Here is a 26734-nt window from a genome sequence, read left to right on the forward strand (position 1 = left end):
AGGGACGTGGCCCCTGTCACCCCGCCGCCAGCAGCAGCGTGCCCACCAGGGCCAGTCCCGCGCCCGCCGCCTGGACCGCGCGCAGCCGCTCCCGCAGGAATCCGCGCGCGGCGAGGGCGGTCACCACGGGATAGAGCGAGGCGAGCACGGCGGCCACCGTGACCGGGCCGTGCTGGGCGGCGACGGCGTAGGTGCCGTTGGCTGCGACATCGGCACACCCGACGAACCCGTAGGCCGGCAGCGAGGTCCACGACAGCCCGCCCTCGGGAAGCGCGGGCGACCCCCGCCGGACGGCGACGTACAACGCCGCACCTCCTGCGGCCACGTTGGTCACGCGCTGCACGAACAGGGCGAGGAACAGGCCGGTGACCGTCGTGGACGCCTCGGTGATCAGGACGAAGACCGTGCCGAAGCCGAGCGCCGCGACGAGCGTGAGCAGGACGGCCCGCCGCTGCACGGGGGCGCTCCTCAGCTGCGGGCCGCCCGCCAGGACGACGCCGACCACCGCGACCGCGATGCCCGCGACCTGGACGAGCCCCGGCCGCTCGCCGAGGATCAGCCCGACGGAGACCGGCACGGCCACGCTCAGGGTGGCCAGCGGGGAGACGACTCCCATGGGGCCGAGCGCCAGCGCCTGGTAGAAGGACAGCAGGGCGACCGGGCCCACCAGCCCGGCCGCGACCGCGAACCACAGGCGGGGACCGGTCTCGCTCCAGCCGCCGGTGGCGACGACGATCGCACCGAGGGCGGCTGCCGCGATCGACTGCGACACGACGACCACGGTGAGTGCCGGGACCCGACGGGTGAGCAGCCCGCCGCCGAAGTCCGCCAGTCCCCACAGAAGGCTGGTGGCCAGGGCGAAGAGTGCTGTCACGGGGTCCCTCGCAGTACAGTTCGTTGCACGATCGGGTGCACCACACGGTAGTGCAGGAAACTGAACCCTGTCATCCAGGATATTGAACTCCGGAAGGGCTGGAACCAGCCGGGAACCCGCTGTAACCCATTGAGGGCGGAGGGGTCGGGCGGGATCGGGCGGGTCCGGACGGGACCGGACGGAATGGGACGGAAAGTGTCGGACCTCGACCTGCTGACGGCGTCCTTGGCGCGCAACGTCAAGCGCTGGCGCACCGAGCGCGGATTCACCCTGGACGCGCTCGCCGCCCGCGCCGGTGTCAGCCGCGGCATGCTCATCCAGATCGAGCAGGCCCGCACCAATCCCAGCCTCGGCACCGTCGTCAAGATCGGCGACGCGCTCGGGGTCAGCATCACCACCCTGCTCGACTACGAACAGGGCCCGAAGGTCCGTATCGTCCCCGCCGAACAGGCGGTGCGGCTGTGGCACACCGACGCGGGCAGCTACAGCCGGCTGCTCGCGGGCACGGAGGCGCCCGGCCCGCTGGAGATGTGGGACTGGCGGCTTATGCCCGGCGAGAGCAGCGGCTCGGACCCGCATCCGTCCGGCACGGTCGAGATCGCCCATGTCACGGCCGGTGAACTCACCCTCGCCGTGGACGGCACGGAGTACCGCGTCCCGGCCGGCGCGAGCGTCACCTTCGAGGCCAACGCCGCCCACATGTACGGCAACCGGGGCGACGTCCCGATGGAGATGGTGCTGACCGTCTCGGTGCCGCCGCCCGTGCACTGAGACGGCCCTCCGACGGCCCGGAACAGACTGTTAGCGTGCGGCCATGCGCGCACCCATCGGCAACTTCGACACCGCCGTCCCGGTTCCCGACTGCCTCGACGAGCTGACCCGCCCGGTCGCCGACGCCGTACGCCGCTGGAGCGGCAGCGTGCCCGCCGATCAGCTTCTCCACGTCGACACCGAACCGGAGTGGGCCGACACGGCCGTCTTCGTGGAGCAATACGGTCGCGACCTGCTGGAGCGGTCCGCCAACTGTGTGGTGGTCGCCGGGAAGCGGGGCGGCGGGACGACCCTCGCCGCGTGCGTCGTGCTGTCCACCACCCGGGTCGACGTCAACGGGGTCGTCCGCCGGCGACTCGGCGCCCGCAAGGCCTCGTTCGCCGCGATGGACACGGCGGTGGGGGAGACCGGCATGGAGTACGGAGGCATCACCCCGATCGGACTCCCTGCGGGCTGGCCGGTGTTGGTGGATCCCGCCGTCGTCGACCTGCCGTACGTCCTGGTGGGCAGCGGTCGTCGGCGCGGGAAACTGCTCGTCCCGGGCAAGGCGCTCGCCGAACTGCCGGACGCGGTCGTGCTGGAGGGGCTCGGCGTGGCCTGACCTCAGCCCCGCGCTCACGCGATCCGCTCACGCGATCCGCTCACGCGATCCGCTCACGCGATCCGCTCACGCGATCCGCTCACGCGATCCGCTCACGCGCGTCGCTCGACTCCGAGCGCTCGCCCGCACCGTTCGGCCCTGCCCGCCGCTCGACTGCTCGGCCCTGCGTCGGTCTCTCGCGCCGCTCGGCGCGCCGGTCTCAGGCCGCCGTGTGGTGGGCGAGGGCCAGATGCGGGTCGTCCTCGCCCGGTACCGGGGCCGGATCCGCGTGCACCAGCGCGGCCGTCAGGCGCGGTACGGCGTGCAGCAGGGCGTGTTCGGCCGCCACGGCGACGGCGTGCGCCCGGCGTACCGTCGCCTCACCGTCCACGACGACCGCCACCTCGGCCCGTAGCCGGTGCCCGATCCAGCGCAGCCGCAGCTCGCCGACCGCGCGGACCCCCTCGACCTCCCGCAGCGCCCGCTCGGCCCGGTCCACCAGGGCGGGGTCGACCGCGTCCATCACCCGCCGGAACACCTCCCGCGCCGCGTCGCGCAGCACCAGCGCGATCGCCGCCGTGATCGCCAAGCCGACCAACGGGTCGGCGAGCTGCCATCCCAGCGCGGAGCCGCCCGCGCCCAGCAGTACCGCCAGTGAGGTGAAGCCGTCCGTGCGCGCGTGCAGCCCGTCGGCGACCAGCGCTGCCGAGCCGATCGAACGTCCGACGCGGATGCGGTAGCGCGCGACCCACTCGTTGCCCGCGAAACCCGCCAGCGCGGCCACGGCGACCGCGCCGAGCTGCTCGACGGGGCGGGGGTCCATCAGGCGCTCGACCGCCGTCCACCCGGCGAAAGCCGCCGACGCGGCGATGGTCAGCACGATCGCGATGCCCGCCAGGTCCTCGGCCCGCCCGTAGCCGTAGGTGAAGCGGCGGGTGGCCGGCCGCCGGCCCAGCACGAAGGCGATGCCCAGGGGTACGGCCGTGAGCGCGTCCGCCGCGTTGTGCACCGTGTCTCCGAGCAGCGCCACCGAGCCGGACAGCGCGACGACCACCGCCTGCCCGACGGCTGTCACACCCAGCACCGCCAGGGAGACCCACAGCGCGCGCATGCCCCGGGCCGACGACTCCAGCGCCGGGTCCAGCTTGTCGGCGCTCTCGTGCGAGTGCGGCGTGAGCAGGTGGGCGACCCGGTGGCGCAGGCCGGGGGAGGCGGGTGAGGAGGCGTGGTGGGGGTGCTCGTGGGCCTGCTCGACCGCGTGCCCGCGGTGGCGCCAGTGCTCCTGCTCGTGGTGGTGTCCGTGCTCCTGGTGGTGCCCGCGGTCGTGCCGGTGCCCGTGCTCGTGGTCGTGCCGCTCCCTCACGTCGATCCCTTCCGGTGCGCCGAGGTGGACGCGCGTCCGTCCACACCGCCATTATGTGCGTATGAGCGCACGCATGCACCTGTCACCTGCGCACCATGCGCACCCGCGCACCCCCGGCGAGGAGCAGTTCGCCCTTGCCGCCGAGCTCCTCGCCCTGCTCGGCGACCGCACCCGGCTCACCCTGCTGCACGCGCTGACCTCGGGCGAAGCCGACGTCACGACGCTGACGGAAGTCTGCGCGGCGGCCCGGCCGGCCGTGAGCCAGCACCTGGCGCGGCTGCGGCTGGCCGGGCTGGTGAGCACCCGCAAGGAGGGGCGCCGGGTGATCTACTCGCTCTCCGACGGCCATCTGCGCCGCCTGGTCGACGAGGCGCTGAACGTGGCGGACCACCGGCTCGGGGACGAGCCGGTGCACGACGACTGACCCGGCCGGTTCAGTAGTGCGCGGCCGTTCCGAGGTACTGCTCGGCGAACGCGGCGGCAGCGGTGGGAGAGGCGAACAGGCGGCGCAGCCGGGCGACCGTGGTGCCCGCGCGGCGCTTCTCGATCAGCCGCCCCTCGGTGAGCGGTGGGGCCTCCGCCGCATCGAGGCGCCGGCGCAGTTCGGACCAGACCCGGTCGTGGGGCCAGTTCCCGGGGTCGTCACCGGGCGGGCACTGGAGGTAGTAACGGGTCACCTCGGGACTGCGCGCCATGTGCCCGGCGAACCCGTTCGGATGGACGCCGAACAGCACACAGTCGGAGGACGGCGGCGCCTCGGCGAGCAGCGCCGGCCAGCCCATGCCGTAGTCGTGCCGCGCGATCCGGGCCCGCCCCGGCACCAGGGCGGCGCGGCTCACTCCGCGCGCCCCGTCAGCGCCCACGACGAAGTCGCAGGTCAGCACCTGCCGTTCGGGGGCGCCGGGGCGGGTGTACGACACGGAGGGGCGGCCCGTGTCCAGGTCGTGCAGTGCGACGTCGCGCACCGAGAAGCGGGCGTCACCGCCGCGTACGTCGACGTACTCGCGGACGAGGTCCGTCACCAGCAACGGCTGTGGATACACTCAGTGGTGACGGCCGGTCAGTTCGGTGTAGGGGAAGCGGTGGCGTTCGCCGTCGAAGCGGAACTCGCAGGCGGAGTGCCGCTGGGCCCGCGCCAAGAGGTTGTGCGCCAGGCCGCGTTGGCGCAGGCCGAGGACGGCCCACTCCTCGATGACGCCGGCACGCGGCCGCCGCTCGATGAACTCACGGCTCTCCGTCTCCAGTACGACGCAGTCGACGGACGCGGCCCGCAGGACGTTGCCGACGGTGAGACCCGCGGGGCCCGCGCCCACGACGACGACCGGAGTGTGGTGGGGGAAGGGGAGTCGGTCACCCGCACAGTATGGGCGGGCTCCCGGGCCCGCCGGGGGAAGCGCCGGCAGGTCAGCCCAGCCGGGGGATCTCGATCGCCGGGCAGCGGTCCATGACCATCTCCAGGCCCGCGGCCCGGGTACGGTCGTAGGCCGCCTGGTCGATGACACCGAGCTGGAACCACACCGCCTTCGCCCCCTTGGTGACCGCCTCGTCGGCGACGGCCCCCGCGAGTTCGCCGTTGACGAAGACGTCGACGACGTCCACCTCGAAGGGGATGTCCGCGAGGGAGGCGTACCCCCGCTCCCCGTGCACCGTCTCCGCCTTCGGGTGGACGGGGACGACCCGCTTGCCGAAGCGCTGGAGGACCTCGGCCACCCCGTAGGCCGCCCGCCCGCGGTTCGTCGACAGGCCCACCACGGCCCAGGTGTCACCGAGTCCGGTGAGGATCTTGCGGATCGCTGCCTCGTCGCCGTACACCGGCGGCCTCCTTGGATCGGAAAGGAACACTCGTCGACCACAACAGTGCGCGCCGGACCCTGATTCCGGCCCCTGCCTGCGAAGTCGCCCCCGCCCGCCTAGGCTCGCCTCGTGCTGCGCATCATCGACGCCCGAACCGGCGAACCCGTAGTCGCCGCCCCCGTCCGCCGTGGCCTGACCCGGGTGGAGGCGCACGCCTCCGGCTACGGCGCAGGGTCGCTGAGGGTCCTTCTCGTCGCCGACCTGCTCGTCCGTGCGCTGGAACTCGGCGGCACACCCGTCTGGGCGCTGCTGTCCGGTGAGGACGATCAGGCGGAGCTCAGAGCCGGGGCCACGGCGCTCGGCACGCATCCCTTCGAGGACGGCCGCGACCTCGGCGCGGGCGCCGGAGTGGGCGAGGCGCAGATCCTGCACGTGGTGGCGGAGGGCGGCCCGGCCCCGGACGGGGGCCGGATCGCCGTCGCGCCGGCGCAGGGGGCCGTCCCCGGGGGGCCGCCGTCGGGCCAGGTACGAGAGGGACCGGACACGGAGTGGGCCGTCCTGCGGCTCGCGCTCCTCTCCCGGCCCCGCACTGAGCCCCTCCAACTCGACGCGGACGTGCTGGCCGAGGCGCGGGACACCCTCGCACGCTGGCGGCGAGCCGTCGCCGAGTGGGCGCGGCGGCCCTCGCGGCCGGTTCCCGACGAGGTGCGCAGCCGACTGCGCGGCGCCTGGGAAGACGACCTCGACCTGCCCGAGGTGCTGCGGGTGCTGCGCTGGGCGGAGGACGCCGGCCCCGAGCTGCCGGAGGGCGCCCGCTTCGAGACGTACGCCTACGCCGACCGCCTCCTGGGCCTCGACCTCATGCGCGACGTGGGAGGCCCGGCGTGAACCGGCCCGGCGGCGGGACACCGCCGCGCCGGCTGGTCGTGCTGCGGCACGCCAAATCGGCCTGGCCGGCGGGTGTGCCCGACCACGAGCGGCCGCTCGCCCCGCGCGGCCGGCGGGACGCGCCGGCCGCGGGCCGCGTGCTGGCCGGCGCCGGCTGCCTCCCGGACCTGGCCCTGTGCTCCACCGCCGCCCGCGCCCGCGCGACCTGGGAGTCGGCCGCCGCCGAGTGGGGCGCCCCGCCCCCGGTGCGCTTCGACCCACGGCTCTACGGGGCCGACGTCCCCGAACTCCTGGACGTCGTGCACGAGACGCCGGCGGCCGTCGGGACGCTGCTGCTGGTCGGGCACAACCCCGGCCTCCAGGAGCTGGTCCTCGAACTGGCCGGGGACGGTCCCGACGACGCCCTGGACGAGGTGCGGCTGAAGTTCCCGACCTCGGCGACCGCCGTCCTGACCTGGTACGGACCCGGCTGGTCCGCCCTGACCCCGGGCACGGCTCTGCTCACGTCGATGGCCGTGCCGAGGGGCCGGAAGCCGCCCTCGGCCTGAGAACCCGTCCTGACCGACGCGCACGCGCGGCCCTCGCCCGGGACCGGCTTCCGCGCCGCGACACCTCCCCCAACGTCGCCCGTCGACCGCACCTGCGACGACGGCGACCCGGCGAGCACCGCATAGGCTGGCCGGATGCAGGACGAGTACCGGACGATCCTCCACGCGGGCGTGCACGAGACCGAGGTCAACCGTTCCCGCTTCCTGTGCGCCCTCGCCCCGGCGGCCACCGAGCGGGAGGCCCAGGACTTCATCGCGTCCGTCCGCAAGGAGCACTCCGACGCCACCCACAACTGCTGGGCGTACGTCATCGGCGCCGACGCCTCCGTGCAGAAGGCGAGCGACGACGGCGAACCCGGCGGCACGGCCGGCGTCCCGATGCTCCAGATGCTGCTGCGCCGCGACATGCGGTACGTCGTCGCCGTCGTCACCCGCTACTACGGCGGGGTCAAGCTCGGGGCCGGCGGCCTCATCCGGGCCTACGGCGGCTCGGTGGGCGAGGCCCTCGACGCCCTCGGCACTCTCACCCGCCGCCGCTTCCGGCTCGCCACGGTGACCGTGGACCACCAGCGCGCCGGCAAGGTGCAGAACGACCTGCACTCGACGGGACGCGCGGTACGGGACGTCCGCTACGGCGAGCGGGTCACCATCGAGATCGGCCTGCCGGACGCCGACGTGGACGCCTTCCGCGCCTGGCTCGCGGACGCGACGTCGGGAACGGCCGGGTTCGAGCTGGGCGGGGAGGCCTACGGGGACGCGTGAGCGCGCCGCGTGATCGTGAGGCCGGAGTCGTGAGGCCGGAGTCGTTCACCCGGTCCGTGATGCCAGGCCGTGATGCCCGGTCGGTGATGACCGGCCCGTGATGACCGGCCCGTGATGACCGGCCCGTGATGACCGGCCCGTGATGACCGGCCCGTGTGTTCGGTCCGTGGTTCACGAGTCCTGAGGTGCGGTCCGTGAGGCGTGCATCCGTGCGGCCCGGTCCGTGACGAGTGACACGTGACATGGCGAGCCGGAAGGCGGGCCGAAATGTCCGGAACGGCTCGTTGTGTCGCCCGGTATGACGGTGCGATACGGGAGTAACCGCCCGTGCTGTCGGACCCGGCCGTTAGTCTCGGGGATCATGAGGCTCCTGCACACTTCCGACTGGCACCTCGGCCGGGCGTTCCACCGGGTGAACATGCTCGGCGCCCAGGCCGAGTTCATCGGGCACCTCGTCACGACCGTGCGGGAGCGCGAGGTCGACGCGGTGGTCGTGTCGGGAGACGTGTACGACCGCGCGGTGCCGCCGCTCGCCGCGGTCGAGCTGTTCGACGACGCCCTGCACCGGCTCGCCGGCCTCGGCGTGCCCACGGTGATGATCTCCGGGAACCACGACTCGGCCCGCCGACTCGGGGTCGGAGCCGGGCTCATCGGCCGCGCCGGCATCCACCTGCGCACCGATCCGACGGCGGCGGGGACGCCGGTGGTCCTCGCGGACGCCTTCGGCGAGGTCGCCTTCTACGGCCTGCCCTATCTCGAACCCGCCCTCGTCAAGGACGAGTTCGGCGTGGAGAAGGCCGGCCACGAGACCGTGCTGGCCGCCGCGATGGACCGGGTCCGCGCCGACCTGGCCGCACGCGCGCGTGGTACACGGTCCGTCGTCCTCGCCCATGCCTTCGTCACCGGCGGCGAGCCCAGCGACAGCGAGCGGGACATCACCGTCGGCGGGGTCGCCTCCGTGCCCGCCGGGGTCTTCGACGGCGTCGACTACACGGCGCTCGGACACCTGCACGGCTGCCAGACCATCACCGAGCGCGTGCGCTACTCCGGCTCCCCGCTGCCGTACTCCTTCTCGGAGAGCGAGCACCGCAAGACCATGTGGCTCGTCGACCTCGGCGCAGGCGGGGAGATCGAGGCCGAGCGGATCGACTGCCCGGTGCCGCGGGCGCTGGCCCGGGTCCGCGGCCCGCTGGAGGAACTGCTCGCCGATCCCGCCCTCACGCGCCACGAGGACGCCTGGGTCGAGGCGACGCTCACCGACGCCGTCCGTCCGGCCGACCCCATGGCCCGGCTCATCCAGCGCTTCCCGCACACCCTGAGCCTCGCCTTCGCCCCCGAGCGCGCGCCCGACGACCCCGATGTCTCGTACGCCCGGCGTCTCGCCGACCGGGACGACCAGGAGATCGCCGAGGACTTCGTGGCACATGTGCGCGGGGCGGGGCCCGACGCCCGCGAGCAGGACGTCCTGCGGGACGCGTTCGACGCGGTGCGCGCGGACGACGCGGTACGGGAGGTGGCGCGGTGAGGCTGCACCGGCTCGACCTGACGGCCTTCGGTCCCTTCGGCGGCTCCCAGCGTGTCGACTTCGACGAACTCTCCGCCGCCGGGATCTTCCTGCTGCACGGGCCGACGGGCGCCGGCAAGACCTCCGTCCTGGACGCCGTGTGCTATGCCCTGTACGGCTCCGTGCCCGGCGCCCGGCAGAGCGGCCAGGGCCTGACCCTGCGCAGCGACCACGCGGCGCCCGGCACCCGCACCGAGGTCACCCTCGAACTCACCGTCGCGGGACGCCGACTGGAGGTCACCCGGCAGCCGCCCTGGGAGCGGGCCAAGAGGCGCGGCACGGGCACGACGGTCGAGAAGGCGCAGAGCCTGCTGCGCGAGCACGACCCGGTCGCCGGCGCCTGGAAGGACCTCAGCCGCTCCCACCAGGAGATCGGCGAGGAGATCAGCCAGCTGCTCGGCATGAGCCGCGAACAGTTCTGCCAGGTCGTGCTGCTGCCCCAGGGCGACTTCGCCCGTTTCCTGCGCGCCGACGCCGAGGCGCGCGGCCGGCTCCTCGGCCGCCTCTTCGACACGCGCCGGTTCGCCGAGGTCGAGAAGCGGCTCACCGAGCGCCGCCGCGCCACGGAGGCACGCGTGCGTGAGGGCGACTCCGCGCTGCTCGCCGACGCGCACCGGATGCAGCAGGTGGCCGGAGACGCCATGGCGCTGCCCGAATGCACCCCGGGTGAACCCGGGCTCGCGGAGGCCGTGCTGTCCGCGGCCGCCGTCGCCCGCAGCACCGCGCGCGAGCTGCTGACCAGCGCCCACTGCGGCCGCCTCGCCGCCGAGTCCGCGCAGGCCGACGCCGAGCGCACGCTGGAGGACGCACGGGAACGGGCCCGGCTCCAGCGCCGGTTCGCCGAAGCGCAGGAGCGGGCCGCGGCGCTGGAGGAGCGGGCCGGCGCCCATCGGGAGGCGCAGGCGCGGATGGAGCGGGCGCGCAAGGCGGAGGCGGTCGCTCCGGCTCTGGAGCTGCGCGACGCCGCCGACGCCGAGCACACCGAGGCGTCCGCCCGTGCGGCACGCGCCCGTGCCCGGCTCCCCGAGCGGTTCGCGGACGCCGGGGCCGCCGGGCTCGCCGCCGCCGCACGCCGGGCCGCCGAGGACCTGGGCGGGCTGGAGTCGGCCCGCCGTGGCGAGCGGCGGCTGACGGATCTGGTCGCCGAACGGGACGACCTGGACCGGCGGGAGCGGGACGACGAGGACGTCCTGACGGAGACCGAGGCATGGCTCGCGGGCTGGGACACCGTCCGCGCGGGTCTTCAGGCCCGCGTCGAGTCCGCGCAGGAGGCAGCCACCCGCGCCGAACAGTTCGACGGCCGCCGAGAGCCCGCGCAACGCCGTCTGAAGGCCGCCCGGCGGCGCGACGAGCTGACCCGTGACCTGGAGGCCGGCCGGCGCAGGGCCCTCGCCTCCGGCGAGCAGGCGCAGACGGCCCGTGCGCACTGGCTCGACCTCAAGGAACAGCGCCTGAACGGCATCGCAGCCGAACTGGCCGCCACCCTGGCCGACGGGAGACCGTGTGCCGTCTGCGGCGCCACCGAGCACCCCGCGCCCGCCCGCAAGGTCGCGGGACACGTCGACCGCGAGGCCGAGGAGCGGGCCCTGACCGCCTCCCGGCGCGCCGAGGAACGGCACGCCCAGGACGAACGCGATCTCGGTCCCGTCCGCGAGGCGCTCGCGGCCGCCGCCGCCGAGGCGGGCGACACCGCGACGGACCGGCTCGCCGCCGAGGCGCAGGAGGCCGAGGACGCCTACGCGCGGGCCCGCGGGGACGCCTCCGCGCTGCACTCCGCGCGCGAGGAGCTGCGCCAGGCCGAGCTGGAGCACGAGCGTCGCACCGCCGCGCAGCGCGAGGCCGCGGTGAGAGCCGCCTCCCGGGTGGGCCACCGCGACCGCCTGGAACGTGAACGGGCCGTCCTGGAAGAGGAGTTGGCGCAGGTCCGAGGAGCCGCGGCAAGTGTCGCGGCGCGGGCCGCCGAACTGGAGGAGCTGGCCGCACGCCTCACCGACGCGGCCGACAGCGCTCGCGTCGCCGAGGAGAGCGCCGCCCGCCTCAAGGCGGCCGACGGGCGCCTCGACGAAGCCGCGTTCCGGGCCGGTTTCGACACCCCGCGGGCCGCCGCCGACGCCCTCCTCGACGCCGCCGCCCACCGTGAGCTGCAACGGCGACTGGACGCCCGGCAGTCCGAGGAGGCCGCCGTACGGGGCGTCCTCCTCGCCGAACCCGAGACCGTGGCCGCCGGCCGGCAGCCGCCCGTCGACCTCGCGGCCGCGGAACGGTCGGCGGCCGCCGCGGCGGAGCGGCTGCGCACGGCTGCCTCCGTCCAGGACGCGGCCGCCCGTCGCTGCGCGGAGCTCGACCAGCTCTCCGCGCGCGCGAGCGACGGCGTACGGCGTCTCGGGCCGCTGCGCGAGGAGTACGACCGGGTGGCCCGACTGGCCGGTCTCGCCGCCGGCACCTCGGCGGACAACGAGCGCAAGATGCGCCTGGAGGCGTACGTCCTGGCCGCCCGCCTGGAACAGGTGGCCGCCGCCGCGACCGTCCGGCTCCAGCGCATGTCCTCGGGGCGCTACACCCTCGTCCACTCCGACGACCGGGCCGGACGCGGCCGCAGCGGGCTGGGCCTGCACGTCGTCGACGCCTGGACCGGGCGGGAGCGGGACACGGCCACCCTGTCCGGCGGCGAGACGTTCTTCGCCTCGCTCGCCCTCGCCCTGGGTCTCGCCGACGTCGTGACCGACGAGGCGGGCGGGGTCCGCCTCGACACCCTCTTCATCGACGAGGGGTTCGGCAGCCTCGACGACCAGACGCTCGACGAGGTACTCGACGTCCTCGACTCGCTGCGCGAACGCGACCGCAGCGTCGGCATCGTCAGCCACGTCGCCGACCTGCGCCGTCGCATCCACGCGCAGCTGGAGGTCGTCAAGGGCAGATCGGGGTCCGTCGTGCGGCAGCGGGGCTACCGGCCGAGCGGGCGCCGGGGGAGCGGCGAGGAGTAGACGACGCTGGTCGTCACCGACCCCAGCGCGCCGATCTTGCCCGACACCTCCTCCAGGTGCCGCATCGACCGGGCGGTCACCTTGATCACGAAGCAGTCGTCGCCCGTCACATGGTGCGCCTCGAGGATCTCGGGCGTGACGGCCACCAGGTCGTGGAACGGCTTGTAGTTGCCGTTGGGGTAGCGCAGCCGCACGAAGGCCAGGATCGGCAGCCCCAGCCGCTCGGGGTCCACCACGGCCGCGTACCCCTGGATGACGCCCGCCTCCTCCAGCCGTCGCACCCGCTCGGTGACGGCACTGGGCGACATCGCCACGGCGCGCGCCAGGTCGGCGAAACTGGCCCGGCCCTCGCGCTGGAGGACCTCGAGAATGCGCCAGTCGGTGGCGTCCGGGGAATACGCGGTCATGGAGGACAGATAGCAGGGGAATCCACGGCGAGGCAAGGCAAGGGCCGGGGAACGGCCCTTCAGGAAGGCGGTCGCCGGTCGTAGATTTCTGGGTGTCGGCAGCGGCCGCCGACCGTAACCCGCCACGGAAAGGCCCCGCGATGACCCCCGCGACCACCAGGATCCCCGAGAGCACCTCGAGCCCCCAGAGCACCTCGAGCCCCGCGACCGCCGTCAACCCCGTCCTGCGCGTCGCCCCCGCCGCCCCGGCCGAGGCCGCCGCCCACTTCCGGGCGAGTCTCGCCCTGTACGCCGACGTCTCCGACGTGGCCGCGGCCCTCGCCGCCGGCGGCGACCCCGGCTTCGTCGTCCTGGACTCCCGGTCCACGGATTCCTGGGACCAGGGCCACGTCCCGGGCGCCGTCCACCTGCCCACCGCACTCATCCCCACGCAGGCAGCACAGCTCCTCGACCCGGACGTGCCGGTCGTCACCTACTGCTGGGGTCCCGGCTGCAACGGAGCCACCCGCGCGGCCCTCGCGCTCGCCGAACTCGGCTACCGGGTCAAGGAGATGCTCGGCGGCTTCGAGTACTGGGTGCGCGAGGGCTTCGGCTACGACACCTGGCAGGGCCACGAGCGGCGCGACGCCGATCCGCTCACGGCGCCCGTCGACGCGGAGAACTGCGGCTGCTGACAGCCCGGGACACGGGGCCGCCGGCCGTGCATGCGCGCCGTACCCGTACGCACCGGGCGGGGCGCTCGGGCGCCAGGTGCGTACCGGCAGGGCCGGGGCGGCGACTACGTCCGACGCCCCGGCCCCGAAACCGCGCCTCAGAGCCGGGCCAGCTCGTCCACCAGGTCGTCCAGCCCCAGCGAGCCCTGCGAAAGGGCCGCCATGTGCCAGGACTTGAGGTCGAAGGCGTCTCCGTGACGCTCGCGGGCCTTCTCCCGGCCGAGCAGCCAGGCACGCTCGCCGAGCTTGTAGCCGATCGCCTGGCCGGGCATCGTCAGATAGCGGGTCAGCTCGCTCTCCACGAAGTCCGCGGGGCGGCTGCTGTGCCCCCCGAAGAACTCCTGGGCCAGCTCCGGCGTCCAGCGCTCACCCGGGTGGAAGGGGGAGTCCGCCGGGATCTCCAGCTCCAGGTGCATGCCGATGTCGACGATGACCCGGACCGCCCGCATCATCTGCGCGTCCAGATAGCCGAGCCGCTGCTCCGCGTCCGTGAGGAAGCCGAGTTCGTCCATCAGCCGTTCCGCGTACAGCGCCCAGCCCTCGCAGTTGGCGCTGACGAATCCCACGGAGGCCTGGTAGCGCGACAGGTTCTCGGCGACGTGCGCCCACTGCGCCAGCTGGAGGTGATGACCGGGGACGCCCTCGTGGTACCAGGTGGAGACGAGGTCGTAGACGGGGAAGCGGGTCTGCCCCATCGTCGGCAGCCAGGTGCGGCCCGGCCGCGAGAAGTCCTCCGTCGGCGGCGTGTAGTACGGGGCGGCGGCGCCGCCGGGCGGGGCGATGTGCGACTCCACCCTCCGCACCCGCTCGGCGAGTTCGAAGTGCGTGCCGTCGAGCTGCTCGATCGCCTGGTCCATCAGGCCCTGAAGCCAGTCGCGGACCTCGTCGACGCCGTCGATGTGCGTCCCGTGCGCGTCGAGGTGGGCCAGCGCCACCCACGGCGTCTCCGCGCCCGGCAGGACCTTCTCGGCCTCCTGCTTCATCTCGCCGAGCAGCCGGTGGTACTCCGCCCAGCCGTACGCGTACGCCTCGTCGAGGTCCAGGTCGGTGCCGTTGAAGTAGCGGGAGCAGCGGGCGTACCGCTCCCGGCCGATGGTGTTCGGCGCGCCCTCGATCGTCGGCGCGTACACCTCGCGCATCCAGTCCCGCAGCTGCACGACGGCCGCTGTCGCTCCACGGGCGGCCTCGTCCAGCTCCGCGCGCAGCGCCTCCGGCCCGCCGGCCGCGAAGTCCTCGAACCAGCCGCGCCCCTCGCCGTTCGTGTCCGACCACTCGGTGAGCTGTCCGACGAAGGTGGCGGTCGGCCGGGGAGCCGCGTACAGCTTGCGCTCCAGACCGAGCGCCAGTGACTCCCGGTAGCCGGCGAGGGCGGCCGGCACCGCGCGCAGCCGCTCGGCGATCGCCGCCCAGTCCGCGTCGGTCTCGGCGGGGGTCACGGTGAACACCTCGCGCACATGATGCGGAGGGGTGGCCATGTTGCCCACGGCGCGCAGGCCCTCGTCGGCGTCGTGCACGGCGAGTTCCGCGGTCAGGCGCTCGCGCAGCAGGCGAGCGCACCGGCGCTCGATGTCACTTTCCGCGCCGGGCCTGCGTTCCGCCGCGTCCAGCTCGGCCAGGGTGTCCCGCGCGAGCTGCGCGAGCGCGTCCTGGCCGGCGGGCGAGTAGTCGGGCAGACGGCTCGAACTCTCCTGCACGCCGAGGTAGGTACCGGTCACCGGGTCGAGGGCGATGAAGTCGTCGACATACGCGTCGGCGACCTCACGGGGAAGCGGGCTGTTGGTCTGTGACATGCGCTCCATCCTCGTACGGGGCGGTGGCGCACGTCACGTCGTTTGTCCCGAAGTCGTCGGCGGCAGCAGGGGCCCGCACTCCCACTGCTGGAATATCAGCCGGGTCTCGACCCGGGCCACCTCCCGCCGTGCCGTGAACTCGTCGAGCACCAGCCGCTGGAGATCCGCCATGTCCGCGACGGCGACATGGACCAGATAGTCGTCGGGCCCGGTGAGGTGGAAGACCGAGAGCGCCTCCGGCATCGCCCGGATCCGCTCCACGAACGGTCCCACCAACTCCCGCCGATGCGGTCTGACCTGCACCGACAACAGCGCCTGAAGACCACGCCCCAGTTTGGCCGGATCGAGTCGCAGCTGATGTCCGAGGATCACGCCCGAGCGCCGCAACCGTGTCACCCGGTCCAGGCAGGTCGAGGGGGCGACACCGACCTGTGCCGCGAGATCCCGGTAGGTGGTCCGGGCGTCGTTCTGCAGCAGCCGCAGCAGCTGGAGATCGACCGTGTCCAGTACGACGGATTCGGCCATCGGCCGAACGTAGCACGGTATTCGAACACAGCGACCCGTCCGTTGTTCACCCTGCGGTCCATGGACTCAGCCCCATCGAGCACGCACGCGTACGACGACGTACGCCGACCCGCGTCGAGAGCGCCCCGCGCACTGGCCACCGAGGCCGTGCACGCGGGACGGGACGATCTGGCCCGGCAGGGCCTGCACGCCCCGCCGATCGACCTGTCCACCACCTATCCCTCCTTCGACAGCCGGGCCGAGGCGGCGCGCATCGACGCGTTCGCCGCCACGGGCGCGGAGCCGGAGGGACCGCCCGTGTACGGCCGGCTGGGCAATCCGACCGTCGCCCGCTTCGAGACCGCCCTCGCCCGCCTCGAAGGCGCCGAGAGCGCGGTCGCGTTCGCCAGCGGGATGGCGGCGCTGAGCGCGGTGCTGCTCGCGCGCGCTTCGACGGGACTGCGGCACGTGGTCGCCGTCCGTCCCCTCTACGGGTGCAGCGACCACCTCCTGACCGCCGGGCTGCTCGGCTCCGAGGTCACCTGGACCGACCCCGCCGGGATCGCGGACGCGCTGCGCCCGGACACGGGTCTGGTCATGGTCGAGTCGCCGGCCAACCCGACGCTCGCCGAGGTCGACCTGCGGGCTGTCGCCCACGCCTGCGGCTCGGTCCCGCTGCTCGCCGACAACACCTTCGCGACGCCCGTGCTCCAGCGGCCCGTGGAGGAGGGCGCACGGCTCGTCCTGCACAGCGCCACCAAGTACCTGGGCGGGCACGGGGATGTGCTGGGGGGTGTGGTCGCCTGCGACGAGGAGTTCGCCGGGACGCTTCGGCAGATACGTTTCGCCACCGGTGGCGTGCTGCATCCGCTGGCCGGCTATCTGCTGCTGCGGGGACTGTCGACCCTGCCGGTGCGGGTGCGGGCCGCCTCCGCGACCGCCGCGGAGCTGGCCCGGCGGCTGGCCGCCGACCCGCGTGTCGCCCGTGTCCACTATCCGCGGATCGGCGGCGCGATGATCGCCTTCGAGGTGTACGGCGACCCGCACGAGGTGATCGCCTCGGTCGGCCTGATCACCCCTGCCGTCAGCCTCGGCAGCGTCGACACCCTCATCCAGCACCCGGCGTCCATCAGCCATCGCATCGTGGACGCGCACGAACGCCGGGGCGTGGGCGTGAGCGATCGTCTGTTGCGGCTCTCGGTCGGCCTGGAGGACGTCGAGGACCTGTGGGACGACCTGCGAGGAGCGCTCGGCGCGCGCCCCACGACCGCCGCGTCCGAGCGTCCGGCCGCCGCTGTCCGACCGGCGACGGCGGACCGTGTGGGCGAACCGCGTACGGCGGACCGCCTGCGCTGGTGAACCGTGTGCGGTGAGCTGCGCAGGGCGAACGGAGACGGCGAACCGTAAGTGCGTGGCCCGGCGGAGTGGCTCCGCCGGGCCCGCACGTTCGAGGCTCGCGGTTCGCGGCTCGGAGTCCGGAGTCCGGAGTCCGGAGGCCCGGAGGCCCGGAGGCCCGGAGTTGGGTGTCCCACGGTCCGGAGACCTTGGGGGCGCAGGTCCTGAAGTGCAAGGTCTGGTGGTCCATGGTCCGGAGACTTTGAGGTCGCAGGTCCTGAAGTGCAAGGTCCGGTGTCCGCACGGCCCGGAGACCTTGGGGGCGCAGGTCCTGAAGTGCAAGGTCCAATGTCCCCCGGTCCGGAGACCTTGAGGCCGCAGGTCCTGAAGCACATGGCCCGGTGGCCCACAGCCCGGAGACTCCGAGGCTCGGGACCCCGAGGCCCCGAGGCCCCGAGGCCCCAGGCCCGGAGGTCGGAGGGCCGGGGTCCGAGGCTCCGGGTCCGTGGTCCTGTGTCTCAGTCGCGGGTGACGCGCTCGTCGTAGCGCTCGGACGTCATCCGGGACCCGGCCGCGGCGACGCCCTCCAGGCGGGCGGTGATGACCAGGGTTCCCTCCTCGATCTGGTAGTCGAGCGGCAGGTCGAGGCCGCGCATCGCGGCGACCATGCCGGTGTTGGAGGCCTGCGTGACGGCGTAGACGCTCTCGCAGCGCGCCTCGAGGGCCATCGCCACCAGCCGGCCGAGCAGTTCGGCGCCGATGCCGCGCCGCTGCCACTGGTCCTCGATCAGCAGTGCGACCTCCGTCTCGTCGCCGTCCCACAGCAGATGGCCGAGGCCGACGATGCGTCCGGACGGCGTCTGCACGGCGAGGGTGCGTCCGAAGCGGGGGCTGAGCAGGTGCCTCAGATAGCGGTCCGCGTCGCCGACGGGCCCGTGGTAGCGCATCCCGAGCGTGCGTGCGGAGCACCGCTCGTGCATGGCCTTCGCCGCCGCCAGGTCACCGGTGTCGGCCCGGCGCACGGTGATGGCGTTGCCCTCGGGCAGCGTCAGCACGTCCTGGCCGGGCGGGATCCTCGGGCCGAGCCGGGCGTCCAGCTCCACCAGCGCACGCGCGCGTGCGAACTCGGTCGGGGTGAACGGCAGGTACGGCCGCTCCACCGTGATCACTCCGCCTTCCGGCGCCCGCAGGCGCATCACGGTGTCCTCAAGTACGCCCTCCATGGGCACGCTCTCCGGACTCCTGCCACCGCTCCATGAGGCGGCGGGCAGGGAACGGATCGTGCAGCGGCCCAGTAGCTGGCGCAGGGCCAGGGGGAGTTCGGCGGCGTCGAGGGCGGTACGGGTGGCCAGGCCGAGGACCCGGGTCGGCGCGTCCACCAGGTCGTGGGCGTCGGCCCGCTCGATCCAGGTGCGGCTGCCGCCCGCCAGGGCCACGGCGCGGGTGATCCCGGCCGCCGGCAGGGCGCCCGGTGCGCGCAGCAGGAACTCGTCCACGGTGTCCTCGCCCAGCGGGTGGGTCTGGAGGCTCAGGATGTCCACCCGCCGGCCGGCCAGCGCGGCGCAGAGCGCGGCCAGTGACCCCGGGGCGTCCTTGACCGTCGTCCGCATCCGCCACAGGGCGCTCTCCGCGGCGACCGCGGAGGGGAGTTCGGACGGCCCGGCCTGCGACTCGTCGGAGTGCGGCCGGGCGTCGGTATCGCTCGTGGGAGGCGCGTGGCCGTGGCGCCGTGCCCACCACGTGTGGAAGCCGGCCGTGGCGACGAGCAGGGCGGCGGAGGCGGACAGCAGTACCAGGCCGTCGGGGCCGTGCCCCACCAGGTTCGCCACACCGTCGGCCACCGCGACGGCCGTGAACAGTGCGGCGAGTTCCACCACGTCCCGCCGCCAGTGGTGCACCGGGCGTCCGCGCTTCGCGCGCGTCACATCAGGAATGTCTCGAGTCATGCAGCCACTGTGGAGGAACGGTGTTGCGTGATCACGAACGGTGTGTGACTGATGGGTAAAGGTTCTTAATGCCCGTTTTGTTGAGCCTTTTACGACCTACGCCCACGCCGCGCACCGGGGGATGACGCCGGTGCGCGGCACAGGACCGAGGGTACGGGACGGAGGGTACGCAACCGAGGTATGGGACGAGGTACGGGAGACCGGACTACTGCCCGACGCGCCCGGGCTGGAGCACCTTCGTGAACAGCACGGTCCCGTCCTGCTCGCGCAGACGCACGGTCAGCTCCCCGCTGCCGCCGTCGATGTCGACCTCGCCGAAGAACTGGTAGCCGCCCGCGGGCGAGACATTGGCGGCGGTCGGAGCCTTCACGAACACGCGCTCCGGACCGAACGTGGCGTCCAGCGCGCTGGCGGGGAAGGCGCCCGCGTTGAGCGGACCGGAGACGAACTCCCAGAACGGCTCGAAGTCGGTGAACGCGGCCCGCGACGGCTGGTAGTGCTGCGCCGAGGTGTGGTGGACGTCGGCCGTCAGCCACACCGTGCCGGTGATCCGCCGATGCTTGATGTACCGCAGGAGTTCGGCGATCTGGAGCTCACGGCCCAGTGGCGCCCCGGGGTCGCCCTGCGCGACGGCCTCGATGTTCGCCCTGCCCTCCGTGGCGTCCGGCACGACCAGCCCGAGGGGCATGTCCGCGGCGATCACCTTCCACACCGCGCGTGACCGGGACAGCTCCCGCTCGAGCCACTTCAACTGCTCGGCGCCCAGGATGCCCTGCGGGTCCACGCTCTGGTCGTCGGGCGAGTTGGCGTTGCGGTACGTCCGCATGTCCAGCACGAACACGTCCAGCAGCGGCCCGTGGCGCACGACCCGGTGGACGCGGCCCTGTTCGGCGCCCGGGCGCAGGCCGGAGATCGGGAAGTACTCGCTGAACGCCCGCCGGGCGCGCGCCGCGAGGACGTCGACGCTCTTCTCGGCGTACCGCGTGTCGGAGCCGGCGATCACCTCGCCGGGGTACCAGTTGTTGCGGACCTCGTGATCGTCCCACTGGATGACGGACGGCACCTGGGCGTTGAAGCGGCGCAGGTTGTCGTCGAGCAGGTTGTAGCGGAAGTTGCCCCGGAACTCGGCGAGGGTCTCGGCGACCTTGGCCTTCTCCTCGGTGGTGATGTTGCGCCACAGGGAGCCGTCGGGCAGGGCCTGCGTGGACGCGATCGGCCCGTCGGCGTAGATGTTGTCGCCGCTGCACAGGAAGAAGTCGGGATCGAGCTTCGCCATCGCGTCGTAGATGCGGTATCCGCCCAGCTCGGGGTTGATGCCCCAGCCCTGGCCCGCGAGGTCCCCCGACCACAGGAAGCGCACCCCGTGCCGGCGCCCGAGCGGGGCGGTCCGGAAGGTGCCGGTCACCGGCTCGCCGGTACGGCGCGGGTCGTCCGGGTCGGCGAGCAGCACGCGGTAGTGGATCTGCTCGCCGGCCGGCAGACCGTGCAGCCGGGTGGTGCCGGTGAAGTCCGTACCCGGGCCGAGCAGCGGGCCGTGCCACCGGCGGGCACCGCGGAAGGACTCAGTGGCGGACGTCTCGACGATCATCCGCGCCGGGCGGTCCGAGCGCACCCACACCAGACCGGAGTCGGCGGTCACGTCCCCGGTCTGCACCCCCCACCCCGCCCCGGGCCGCCCGGACCGTGCGAAGGCGGGGGCCGCGCCGAGGGTGGTGGGCAGGGTCAGGGCCGCGGACGCGGCGAGCGAGCCGCGCAGGACGCTGCGGCGCCCGGGAAACGGAGTGGGTGACATGAAGGGGCCTCCAGGGGCGGGATCCGGCCGGTGTGCACAGCCACAACTACTGGTGCGCCGCAGCGCACACGGAAACCGCAAGTGAACAACTGCCCGCGCCCGTGCGGGATCCGGCGCGCCGGCCCCGGTCACCGGGTGGCGACGGCCTCCGCCATCAGGCGTACGCCGTCCCGCACCCGCTCGGGAGGCACGTGCGCGTAGCCGAGGACGAGACGTACGGTCCCGTCCCGCACGGCACGCGCGTGTGTGTAGTCCGCCAGCGCGCGCACCTCGACGCCCGCCGCGGCCGCCCTGGCGAGGAACCGCTCCTGCGGCCCGTACCGCGGGGGGAGCTCGGCGATGACGTGCAGCCCCGCCGCGATCCCGGACACCCGCGCCCCGGGGAAGTGCTCCCGGAGCGCGTCCACGAGGGCGTCCCGGCGCTCACGGTAGGCCCGCTGGCAGCGGCGCAGCTGGCGGTCGTAGTCGCCGTGCTCCACGAACCGGGCGAACAGCGCCTGGTCGAGGGCGGGATGACCGAGGTCCATGGTCCGCTTGCGCTCGACGACCTCAGCGGCCAGCGCCTCGGGGACCAGCAGCCAGCCGAGCCGCAGTCCCGGCGCGAGCGACTTGCTGACCGATCCGGTGTAGGCCACGCGCTCCGGGTCCAGGCCCTGGAGCGCGCCGACGGGGGCACGGTCGTAGCGGAAGTCGCCGTCGTAGTCGTCCTCGACCACGAAACCGTCCACGGACCGCGCCCAGTCGAGCAGTTCCGCGCGCCGTCGCGCCGAGTACGCGATGCCGGTGGGGAACTGGTGCGCGGGCGTCGTCACCACGGCCCGGACCCCGGACGACCCGAGGGCGTCCATGGCGAGCCCCTCGTCGTCCAGCGCCAGGGGAACGGCGGTGACGCCCGCCGCCGCGTACAGGGCGCCGTGCCGGGGGCTCCCGGGGTCCTCGACGCCGACCGTGTCCATACCGCGCGCGTGCAGCGCGAGACCGAGCAGCGCCGTCGCCTGGGCCACCCCGGACACGACCACGACACGCTCCGGATCCGCGACCACGCCCCGGCGACGGGCGAGAAGTCCGGCGAGCGCGGTGCGCAGTCCGGGCAGCCCGCGCGGGTCGGGATAGCCGAGCTCGTGGTGGGGCAGTCCGGCGAGCACGCTGCGCTGTGCGGCGGCCCAGGCGGCGCGCGGGAACAGCGACAGGTCCGGAGTGCCCGGCACGAAGTCGGCCCGCGCGCCCGGGGTACGCGGAGCGAGGTCCCGCGCGTGTGGCCGGGCCGCCCGGACGGCGTCGCTCACCCAGGTCCCCGCGCCGCGGCCGCTGCGCAGATAGCCCTCGGCCGTCAACTGCTCGTACGCCTCGGTGACCAGGCCGCGGGACACCCCGAGGTCGGCGGCGAGGTCGCGGCTCGACGGGAGCCGGGTGCCCTGCGCGAGGCGCCCCGAACGGACGGCGTCCCGCAGCGCGGTCTGCAACGCGCGGCCACGCGCGCGCGGCGGGGCCGAGACGGCCGGCATCAGCACCTCCCAGGCCGCCGGTCCGGGCGCCCGGCCGGAATTGGTCCCCGATGACGTCATGGAAGTGGACCTTAACCGGGGCCGCCGCCCTTCCTACCGTCGCTTCCATGAACGTCACCACCCTGCGCGGGTCCCTGCTCGCCGCACTCGCCTGTCTCCTCGTCGGAGGGTCGTTCACCGCCAACAGCGTGCTCGGCGCCTACCCGTACGCGGGCGGTCAGGCCCTGCGCTACGGCCTCGCCTGTCTGCTGCTGGCGCCCGTGGTGGGCGCGGGGGCGGGGGCCCGGCTGCGGGCGCTCACCCCGCGGCTGTGGCTGCGCCTGGCGCTGCTCGCGGCCGTCGGGACGGTCGGCTTCAACATGGCCGTGCTGGCCGCCGAACGCTCGGCGGAACCGGCCGTGCCCGGCGTGCTGGTGGGCTGCGCGCCCGTCGTCGTCGGCGTCCTCGTCCCGCTCCTGGAGGGACGGCGGCCCCGCCGGTCGGTGCTCGCGGGGGCGTCGCTGGTCGCCGTCGGCGCGTTCACGGTGCAGGGGTGGGGCCGCACGGACGGCGCGGGGCTCGCCTGCTCGGTCTGCGCCCTGGCCGGCGAGGTCGGGTTCGCCGTCCTGGCCGTGCCCGTCCTGCGGCTGCTGGGGCCCCGGCTGCTGTCCGCCGCGGTGTGCGGGATCGCCGCGGCGGAGGCCGCGGTGACCGGTCTGCTGCTCGACGGCGGCGCGTGGCTGCGCAGGCCGGACGGCGCCGAGGCCGCCGCGCTGCTGTGCCAGGCGGCCGTCGTCACCGTCGTCGGCTTCGTGTGCTGGTACATGGGCGTGCAGCGGATCGGCGCGGAGCGCGCCACGATCTTCTCCGGGCTCATCCCGGTGGCGGCCGCCTGCACCGCGCCCCTCGTCGGAACGGGCGCCTACGGCCCCGCCCAGGCCGTCGGAAGCGCTCTCGTCGGGGGTGGGGTCGCCCTGGGGGCCGGTGCGGTGAGGCGTGCCCGCCGGGGCTCAGCGGCTGCCGTCGAGAAGCACCCGCGCGACGAGCGCCGGGTCGTCGCTCATCGGGCAGTGACCGCAGCCGGGCAGTCGCACCAGGCGCGCGGCGGGGATGACCCGCTTGGCGCGGACTCCCTGGCGGCGTACGAGCAGCCAGTCGCGGGTGCCCCAGCCGAGCGTGACCGGGATGCCGGGGACGTCGTCGGTGAACCGGACGGTGGTGCCGGCCCGCAGGGTCTGGTCGAATCCGGTGGCCCGGGCCAGGGCCAGTGTCTCGGCGACCACGGCCTCGGGTGAACGCCGGCTCGGGCGGGCGTAGATGGTGCTGGTGAGGGCCGTACGGCCGGCCACCGTGCCGGCCATCCGCTCGACGAGGGGCAGAGGCATCCGGCGCGAGATCTGGCGCATGGTCATGAGGATGCCGAAGGCGTAGCGCCGTTCGGCCTGCGACCAGAACCCGGCCGGGGACAGTGCGGTGACGGACCGTACGAGTTTCTCACGGCCGAGTTCCAGGGCGAGCAGACCGCCGAGGGAGTTGCCCGCGACGTGCGGCCGGTCGAGTTCCAGCGCCTCGCAGAAGGCGCCGAACACCGCGGCGGTGGTGGGCAGGTCGTAGGCCAGTCCGTCCGGCAGCGGCGGGGAGGCGCCGAATCCGGGCAGGTCCACGGCGATCACCTCGCGCTCGGTGGCAAGGATGTCCACCACCGGGTCCCAGGCCTGCCGGTGGTGTCCGATGCCGTGCAGCAGGAGCAGCGGCTCGCCCTTGCCCACGCGCGCGTAGGAGACGGTGACCGGCAGCGGGCCGCTGGGGGAGGGGACCGTGAAGGAGACGGTGGCGGACATGGGGAGCTCCTCGACTGGACGGGCCGTGGACCGGCCGGCGGACGCCGTAGACAGCTTGTCAGCAAAAGCTACCGACGGGTAGCCCCTCGGGCCGGTGTCGGGTCCCCGAGTCGTGTGGCCGGGGCTTTGCCGCACTGTCACGAGAACGCGCCCGTACGAACGCCCCGTGAACGCTTCCCGACCCGGAGCCCCAAGCCCCGCCGAGGGATCGAGGATTGGTCTTGACCAAGGGTGGGGGCCGTCCTATGGTCGCAGAGAAGTACAACAACCTTTAATAAACAAGGGCGCGAAAAATTGCCGCCGGACCACGGCGATTGCGGAGGACAGGGTGGGGACCACGCAACTGGAATCGGTACCGGAACCGAAGTACTGGCATCTCAAGACCGTGCTCAGTGAGGCACTCGACTCGGAATTCACCGTCGGCGAGATCCTCCCCAACGAGCGTGACCTGGCGGCCCGCTTCGGCGTCGCCCGCGCCACGCTGCGCCAGGCACTGGAGCAGCTCGAACTCGAGGGCCGTCTCCAGCGCCGCCGCGGCGTCGGCACCACCGTCGCCCCGCCGCGGATGGGAGTCGCCGTCGGCACCGGGCAGCAGGCCTGGCCCGGCACGGGCGACGACGCCTGGCAGGCCGTCGACTGCGCGCTCGCCGTCCCGCCCGCCGTCGTCGCCACCGCCCTGGAGACCGCGCGCGACCGGTCCGTCCACGTCGTGCGCCGCTCGCGGGTCTCACACGGCCAGCCCGTCGCCGCCGAGCTGCTCTACGTCCCCGTGACGTCGGTGCCCGATCTCACCGCGATCGACGCGCCCACCGAAGCGGCACGCGCGCGTGCGGTACTGCGCGAACTCCAGCGGCTGGAGCTCCAGGGCCAGGACAGCGCCGTCGAGCTGGGCTCGGCCCGCGCGGACGACGCCCGGGAACTCGACCGGCTTCCCGGCGCGCCCGTCCTCGTCGTCACCACCCGCTTCTTCGCCGGGGGACGCACCGCGGCACTCTCCGTCGCGACCTACCGCGCGGACACCTGCCGGCTGACGTTCGGCGCGTCAGGGGGCGTGGAAATACACCACGGACCGGAGCGACAGACGTCCTGAACACCCCCTCCGCCCCGCGCCGGACACGGCAGGCTCCCTGAACCGCCTGCAACCCGCCGCCGGGCGGACGCCCCCACCGCGCCCCGGAACCCCACCGGGGCGCGGCGCGTCGCACCGGTGACAGTCGGTCAGCGCCGCGCCGTCACCGTTCCCTCGACCGCGAACAGCTGCTCCTCGACGTGATCGAGGGCGAGCCGCAGCGCACCCGTCGCCACCGCCGCCTCACCGAGCAGCGACAGGGCCACCTTCGGCGGCCGCAGACAGTAGCGCGCCAACTCGCGGCGCAGCGGCTCCAGCACACCGTCCAGACCGGCCGCCCAGCCGCCGACCACCACCAGCTCGGGATCGAGCGCCAGGACCAGCGCGGCCACGTCGTGCACGAGCCGCTGGATGAACCGGTCCACCGCCGCCCTGGCCTCCTCGTCCCCCTCGCGGGCCTGCGCGAACACCTCCGCGACCGCCTGCTCGTCCAGCGGATGCAGCGGCTCGTCCGTCATGGACAGCAGCGTCTCGGGCGTCACCTCACGGCCCAGCAGGTGCAACGCGCCGATCTCCCCGGCCGCCCCGCCGTACCCCCGGTGCAGCCGCCCCCCGATCAGCGAGCCGGCACCCGGGCTCAGCCCGGCCAGCACGAAGACGACGTCGTCGGACTCGGTGGCCGACCCCTTCCAGTGCTCGGCCACGGCCGCCGCGTTGGCGTCGTTCTCCACCAGCACCGGACATTTGAAGGAACGACTCAGCCGCTCGCCCAGCCGCAGCCCCGTCCACTCGGGCAGCGCGGTGCCCAGCCGCACCGTCCCGTCCGCCTCCACGATGCCCGGCGTGGCGACGCCCACGGCCCGCAGCGAGCTGCGCGGGACGCCGGCCCGGCGCAGCAGCTCGGCGACCGCGGTACGCAGCCGCTCCAGCCGCTCGTCCGCCGGCGCCGCCTCGTCGACCTCCTTGGCCTGCGCGCCCAGCACCCGGCCGTCCAGGTCGGCCAGCAACGCGGCCACCCGGTGCGAGCCGATCTCCAGCCCCAGCAGATGCCCGGCCTCCGCCCGGAACCGGAACCGGCGCGCGGGCCGCCCCTGCCGCCGGGCCACGCTCTCGTCGGCCGCCTTCTCGACGACCAGCCCCGCCCCGATGAGATCCTCGACGACCCCCTCGACGGTCGGCCGGGACAGGCCCGTCACACGGGTGATCTCCGTGAGCGTCGCGCAGTCCGCGGCACGCAGCGCGTGCAGCACCACCGCGGAATTGATCCTTCGCAGCAGCGAGGGATCCCCGCCGGTCAGCCGCCCCAACGACCCGTCCTTCCAGCTCGTGCGCGTGATGGCCGGATCGTACTCGGCGGGACGGAGCCGGGCGAGTGAGGAATCCGTACCGATATCTTTCCGAAGCGCGATCACCGCGGTCGACGCATCGTGAGGCTCGCGCGGTGATCGCCGCCCGCGGCACGGTTGCTGCCCCGGGCTTCCGCGGCACCGCGTCGGCAGGCGGCCCGGCCATGTCCGTCCGCCGCCCCGCGATCAGGCGGCGGCCCACCGAGCCGCCGAGTCGCTCCCGGCAGGGGTGACAGCCACGCCGGGCCCCGGACCGGGCTCGCGGTGGCGGCCCGGTGGAGGGCAGGGGCGGTCGCGGCGGGGTCCTGGAGCGTGCGGCGGAGGGTCCCTGAGGGGTCAGCGGGCTGACGGTCCGCCAATTGTCGGTGGCGGCGGGTTT

General features: G+C 74.1%; 22 protein-coding genes and 2 pseudogenes. 12 read left to right on the forward strand and 12 right to left on the reverse strand.

Features of this window, described 5'->3' with window-relative positions; all coding sequences use genetic code 11:
- Window positions 1–16: 16 nt before the first annotated feature.
- On the reverse strand, window positions 17–874 hold the full coding sequence (locus OHS71_RS34485) for a DMT family transporter (protein ID WP_328483225.1): 858 nt from the start codon (window positions 872–874) through the stop codon (window positions 17–19).
- Between the two features lie 195 nt (window positions 875–1069).
- On the opposite strand from OHS71_RS34485, the gene OHS71_RS34490 reads away from it, so the two are divergent.
- Window positions 1070–1645: a helix-turn-helix domain-containing protein gene (locus OHS71_RS34490; protein ID WP_328484741.1), complete on the forward strand. Its 576-nt coding sequence runs from the start codon at window positions 1070–1072 to the stop codon at window positions 1643–1645.
- 43 nt (window positions 1646–1688) lie between these two features.
- A complete protein-coding gene (locus tag OHS71_RS34495; protein WP_328483226.1) occupies window positions 1689–2246 on the forward strand; it encodes a YbaK/EbsC family protein in 558 nt (185 codons plus the stop codon).
- Window positions 2247–2445: 199 nt separating this feature from the next.
- Here OHS71_RS34495 and OHS71_RS34500 read toward each other — a convergent pair whose 3' ends face one another.
- Window positions 2446–3588 (reverse strand): cation diffusion facilitator family transporter, encoded by a 1143-nt coding sequence (locus OHS71_RS34500; RefSeq protein WP_443047121.1) that lies wholly within the window; start codon window positions 3586–3588, stop codon window positions 2446–2448.
- A 61-nt stretch (window positions 3589–3649) separates the two neighbouring features.
- On the opposite strand from OHS71_RS34500, the gene OHS71_RS34505 reads away from it, so the two are divergent.
- The gene (locus OHS71_RS34505; RefSeq protein ID WP_328483227.1) at window positions 3650–4012 is read left to right on the forward strand and encodes an ArsR/SmtB family transcription factor; all 363 of its coding nucleotides are present in this window, start codon (window positions 3650–3652) and stop codon (window positions 4010–4012) included.
- A 10-nt stretch (window positions 4013–4022) separates the two neighbouring features.
- Here OHS71_RS34505 and OHS71_RS34510 read toward each other — a convergent pair.
- Window positions 4023–4991: pseudogene (locus OHS71_RS34510) on the reverse strand (FAD-dependent monooxygenase).
- Between the two features lies 1 nt (window position 4992).
- Entirely contained in the window at window positions 4993–5400 is a 408-nt protein-coding gene (locus OHS71_RS34515; RefSeq protein ID WP_328483228.1) for a CoA-binding protein, read from the reverse strand.
- A 111-nt stretch (window positions 5401–5511) separates the two neighbouring features.
- Here OHS71_RS34515 and OHS71_RS34520 point away from each other — a divergent pair, with 111 nt between their 5' ends.
- The 5 genes from OHS71_RS34520 (at window position 5512) to OHS71_RS34540 (ending at window position 12128) form a co-directional block, all read left to right on the forward strand.
- The gene (locus tag OHS71_RS34520; protein ID WP_328483229.1) at window positions 5512–6270 is read left to right on the forward strand and encodes a hypothetical protein; all 759 of its coding nucleotides are present in this window, start codon (window positions 5512–5514) and stop codon (window positions 6268–6270) included.
- Entirely contained in the window at window positions 6267–6818 is a 552-nt protein-coding gene (locus OHS71_RS34525) for a SixA phosphatase family protein (RefSeq protein WP_328483230.1), read from the forward strand. The genes OHS71_RS34520 and OHS71_RS34525 overlap by 4 nt, the downstream gene beginning before the upstream one ends.
- Window positions 6819–6953: 135 nt before the next feature.
- Window positions 6954–7580, forward strand: coding sequence for a YigZ family protein (locus OHS71_RS34530; RefSeq protein WP_328483231.1), 627 nt, complete (start codon window positions 6954–6956; stop codon window positions 7578–7580).
- Window positions 7581–7941: 361 nt separating this feature from the next.
- Window positions 7942–9105 (forward strand): exonuclease SbcCD subunit D, encoded by a 1164-nt coding sequence (locus tag OHS71_RS34535; RefSeq protein WP_328483232.1) that lies wholly within the window; start codon window positions 7942–7944, stop codon window positions 9103–9105.
- On the forward strand, window positions 9102–12128 hold the full coding sequence (locus tag OHS71_RS34540; RefSeq protein ID WP_328483233.1) for an SMC family ATPase: 3027 nt from the start codon (window positions 9102–9104) through the stop codon (window positions 12126–12128). Before OHS71_RS34535 ends, OHS71_RS34540 begins: the two co-directional genes overlap by 4 nt.
- Here the strand turns inward: OHS71_RS34540 and OHS71_RS34545 are convergent.
- The gene (locus tag OHS71_RS34545) at window positions 12089–12535 is read right to left on the reverse strand and encodes an Lrp/AsnC family transcriptional regulator (RefSeq protein WP_328483234.1); all 447 of its coding nucleotides are present in this window, start codon (window positions 12533–12535) and stop codon (window positions 12089–12091) included. The genes OHS71_RS34540 and OHS71_RS34545 overlap by 40 nt on opposite strands.
- Window positions 12536–12675: 140 nt before the next feature.
- Here OHS71_RS34545 and OHS71_RS34550 point away from each other — a divergent pair, with 140 nt between their 5' ends.
- A complete protein-coding gene (locus OHS71_RS34550) occupies window positions 12676–13209 on the forward strand; it encodes a rhodanese-like domain-containing protein (protein ID WP_328483235.1) in 534 nt (177 codons plus the stop codon).
- Window positions 13210–13346: 137 nt separating this feature from the next.
- On the opposite strand, the gene OHS71_RS34555 is transcribed toward OHS71_RS34550, so the two are convergent.
- Window positions 13347–15038 (reverse strand): DUF885 domain-containing protein, encoded by a 1692-nt coding sequence (locus OHS71_RS34555; protein ID WP_328483236.1) that lies wholly within the window; start codon window positions 15036–15038, stop codon window positions 13347–13349.
- Between the two features lie 33 nt (window positions 15039–15071).
- Window positions 15072–15563: an Lrp/AsnC family transcriptional regulator gene (locus OHS71_RS34560; protein ID WP_328483237.1), complete on the reverse strand. Its 492-nt coding sequence runs from the start codon at window positions 15561–15563 to the stop codon at window positions 15072–15074.
- Between the two features lie 60 nt (window positions 15564–15623).
- On the opposite strand from OHS71_RS34560, the gene OHS71_RS34565 reads away from it, so the two are divergent.
- On the forward strand, window positions 15624–16901 hold the full coding sequence (locus tag OHS71_RS34565) for a trans-sulfuration enzyme family protein (RefSeq protein WP_328483238.1): 1278 nt from the start codon (window positions 15624–15626) through the stop codon (window positions 16899–16901).
- A gap of 494 nt (window positions 16902–17395) precedes the next feature.
- On the opposite strand, the gene OHS71_RS34570 is transcribed toward OHS71_RS34565, so the two are convergent.
- The 3 genes from OHS71_RS34570 to pdxR all read right to left on the reverse strand — a co-directional run bounded on the left by OHS71_RS34570 (window position 17396) and on the right by pdxR (window position 22180).
- Entirely contained in the window at window positions 17396–18823 is a 1428-nt protein-coding gene (locus OHS71_RS34570) for a GNAT family N-acetyltransferase (protein ID WP_328483239.1), read from the reverse strand.
- 205 nt (window positions 18824–19028) lie between these two features.
- A complete protein-coding gene (locus tag OHS71_RS34575) occupies window positions 19029–20615 on the reverse strand; it encodes an alkaline phosphatase D family protein (RefSeq protein WP_328483240.1) in 1587 nt (528 codons plus the stop codon).
- A gap of 128 nt (window positions 20616–20743) precedes the next feature.
- Window positions 20744–22180 (reverse strand): MocR-like pyridoxine biosynthesis transcription factor PdxR, encoded by a 1437-nt coding sequence (pdxR, locus tag OHS71_RS34580; protein ID WP_328483241.1) that lies wholly within the window; start codon window positions 22178–22180, stop codon window positions 20744–20746.
- A gap of 47 nt (window positions 22181–22227) precedes the next feature.
- Between pdxR and OHS71_RS34585 the strand changes: the two are divergent.
- A pseudogene (locus OHS71_RS34585) lies at window positions 22228–23064 on the forward strand (EamA family transporter); the annotation flags it as partial.
- Window positions 23065–23109: 45 nt separating this feature from the next.
- On the opposite strand, the gene OHS71_RS34590 reads toward OHS71_RS34585, so the two are convergent.
- The gene (locus OHS71_RS34590; RefSeq protein WP_328483242.1) at window positions 23110–23940 is read right to left on the reverse strand and encodes an alpha/beta fold hydrolase; all 831 of its coding nucleotides are present in this window, start codon (window positions 23938–23940) and stop codon (window positions 23110–23112) included.
- 328 nt (window positions 23941–24268) lie between these two features.
- Between OHS71_RS34590 and OHS71_RS34595 the strand changes: the two genes are divergently transcribed.
- Window positions 24269–25030, forward strand: a complete 762-nt coding sequence (locus OHS71_RS34595; protein ID WP_328483243.1) for a GntR family transcriptional regulator — start codon at window positions 24269–24271, stop codon at window positions 25028–25030.
- 128 nt (window positions 25031–25158) lie between these two features.
- Here the strand turns inward: OHS71_RS34595 and OHS71_RS34600 are convergent, their stop codons facing one another.
- Window positions 25159–26316 (reverse strand): ROK family transcriptional regulator, encoded by a 1158-nt coding sequence (locus OHS71_RS34600; RefSeq protein WP_328483244.1) that lies wholly within the window; start codon window positions 26314–26316, stop codon window positions 25159–25161.
- Between the last annotated feature and the right edge of the window lie 418 nt (window positions 26317–26734).

This window comes from Streptomyces sp. NBC_00377 (genome assembly GCF_036075115.1).
In the GTDB taxonomy this organism is placed as follows: Bacteria; Actinomycetota; Actinomycetes; order Streptomycetales; family Streptomycetaceae; genus Streptomyces.

What these genes read in the sequence shown, in the direction of transcription:
- OHS71_RS34575 (WP_328483240.1), bottom strand. Translation starts at nt 20,615, where the DNA reads ATGTCACCCACTCCGTTTCCCGGGCGCCGCAGCGTCCTGCGCGGCTCG.
- OHS71_RS34560 (WP_328483237.1), bottom strand. Translation starts at nt 15,563, where the DNA reads ATGGCCGAATCCGTCGTACTGGACACGGTCGATCTCCAGCTGCTGCGG.
- OHS71_RS34495 (WP_328483226.1), top strand. Translation starts at nt 1,689, where the DNA reads ATGCGCGCACCCATCGGCAACTTCGACACCGCCGTCCCGGTTCCCGAC.
- pdxR (WP_328483241.1), bottom strand. Translation starts at nt 22,180, where the DNA reads ATGACGTCATCGGGGACCAATTCCGGCCGGGCGCCCGGACCGGCGGCC.
- OHS71_RS34530 (WP_328483231.1), top strand. Translation starts at nt 6,954, where the DNA reads ATGCAGGACGAGTACCGGACGATCCTCCACGCGGGCGTGCACGAGACC.
- OHS71_RS34535 (WP_328483232.1), top strand. Translation starts at nt 7,942, where the DNA reads ATGAGGCTCCTGCACACTTCCGACTGGCACCTCGGCCGGGCGTTCCAC.
- OHS71_RS34505 (WP_328483227.1), top strand. Translation starts at nt 3,650, where the DNA reads ATGAGCGCACGCATGCACCTGTCACCTGCGCACCATGCGCACCCGCGC.
- OHS71_RS34555 (WP_328483236.1), bottom strand. Translation starts at nt 15,038, where the DNA reads ATGTCACAGACCAACAGCCCGCTTCCCCGTGAGGTCGCCGACGCGTAT.
- OHS71_RS34565 (WP_328483238.1), top strand. Translation starts at nt 15,624, where the DNA reads ATGGACTCAGCCCCATCGAGCACGCACGCGTACGACGACGTACGCCGA.
- OHS71_RS34590 (WP_328483242.1), bottom strand. Translation starts at nt 23,940, where the DNA reads ATGTCCGCCACCGTCTCCTTCACGGTCCCCTCCCCCAGCGGCCCGCTG.
- OHS71_RS34570 (WP_328483239.1), bottom strand. Translation starts at nt 18,823, where the DNA reads ATGACTCGAGACATTCCTGATGTGACGCGCGCGAAGCGCGGACGCCCG.
- OHS71_RS34545 (WP_328483234.1), bottom strand. Translation starts at nt 12,535, where the DNA reads ATGACCGCGTATTCCCCGGACGCCACCGACTGGCGCATTCTCGAGGTC.
- OHS71_RS34550 (WP_328483235.1), top strand. Translation starts at nt 12,676, where the DNA reads ATGACCCCCGCGACCACCAGGATCCCCGAGAGCACCTCGAGCCCCCAG.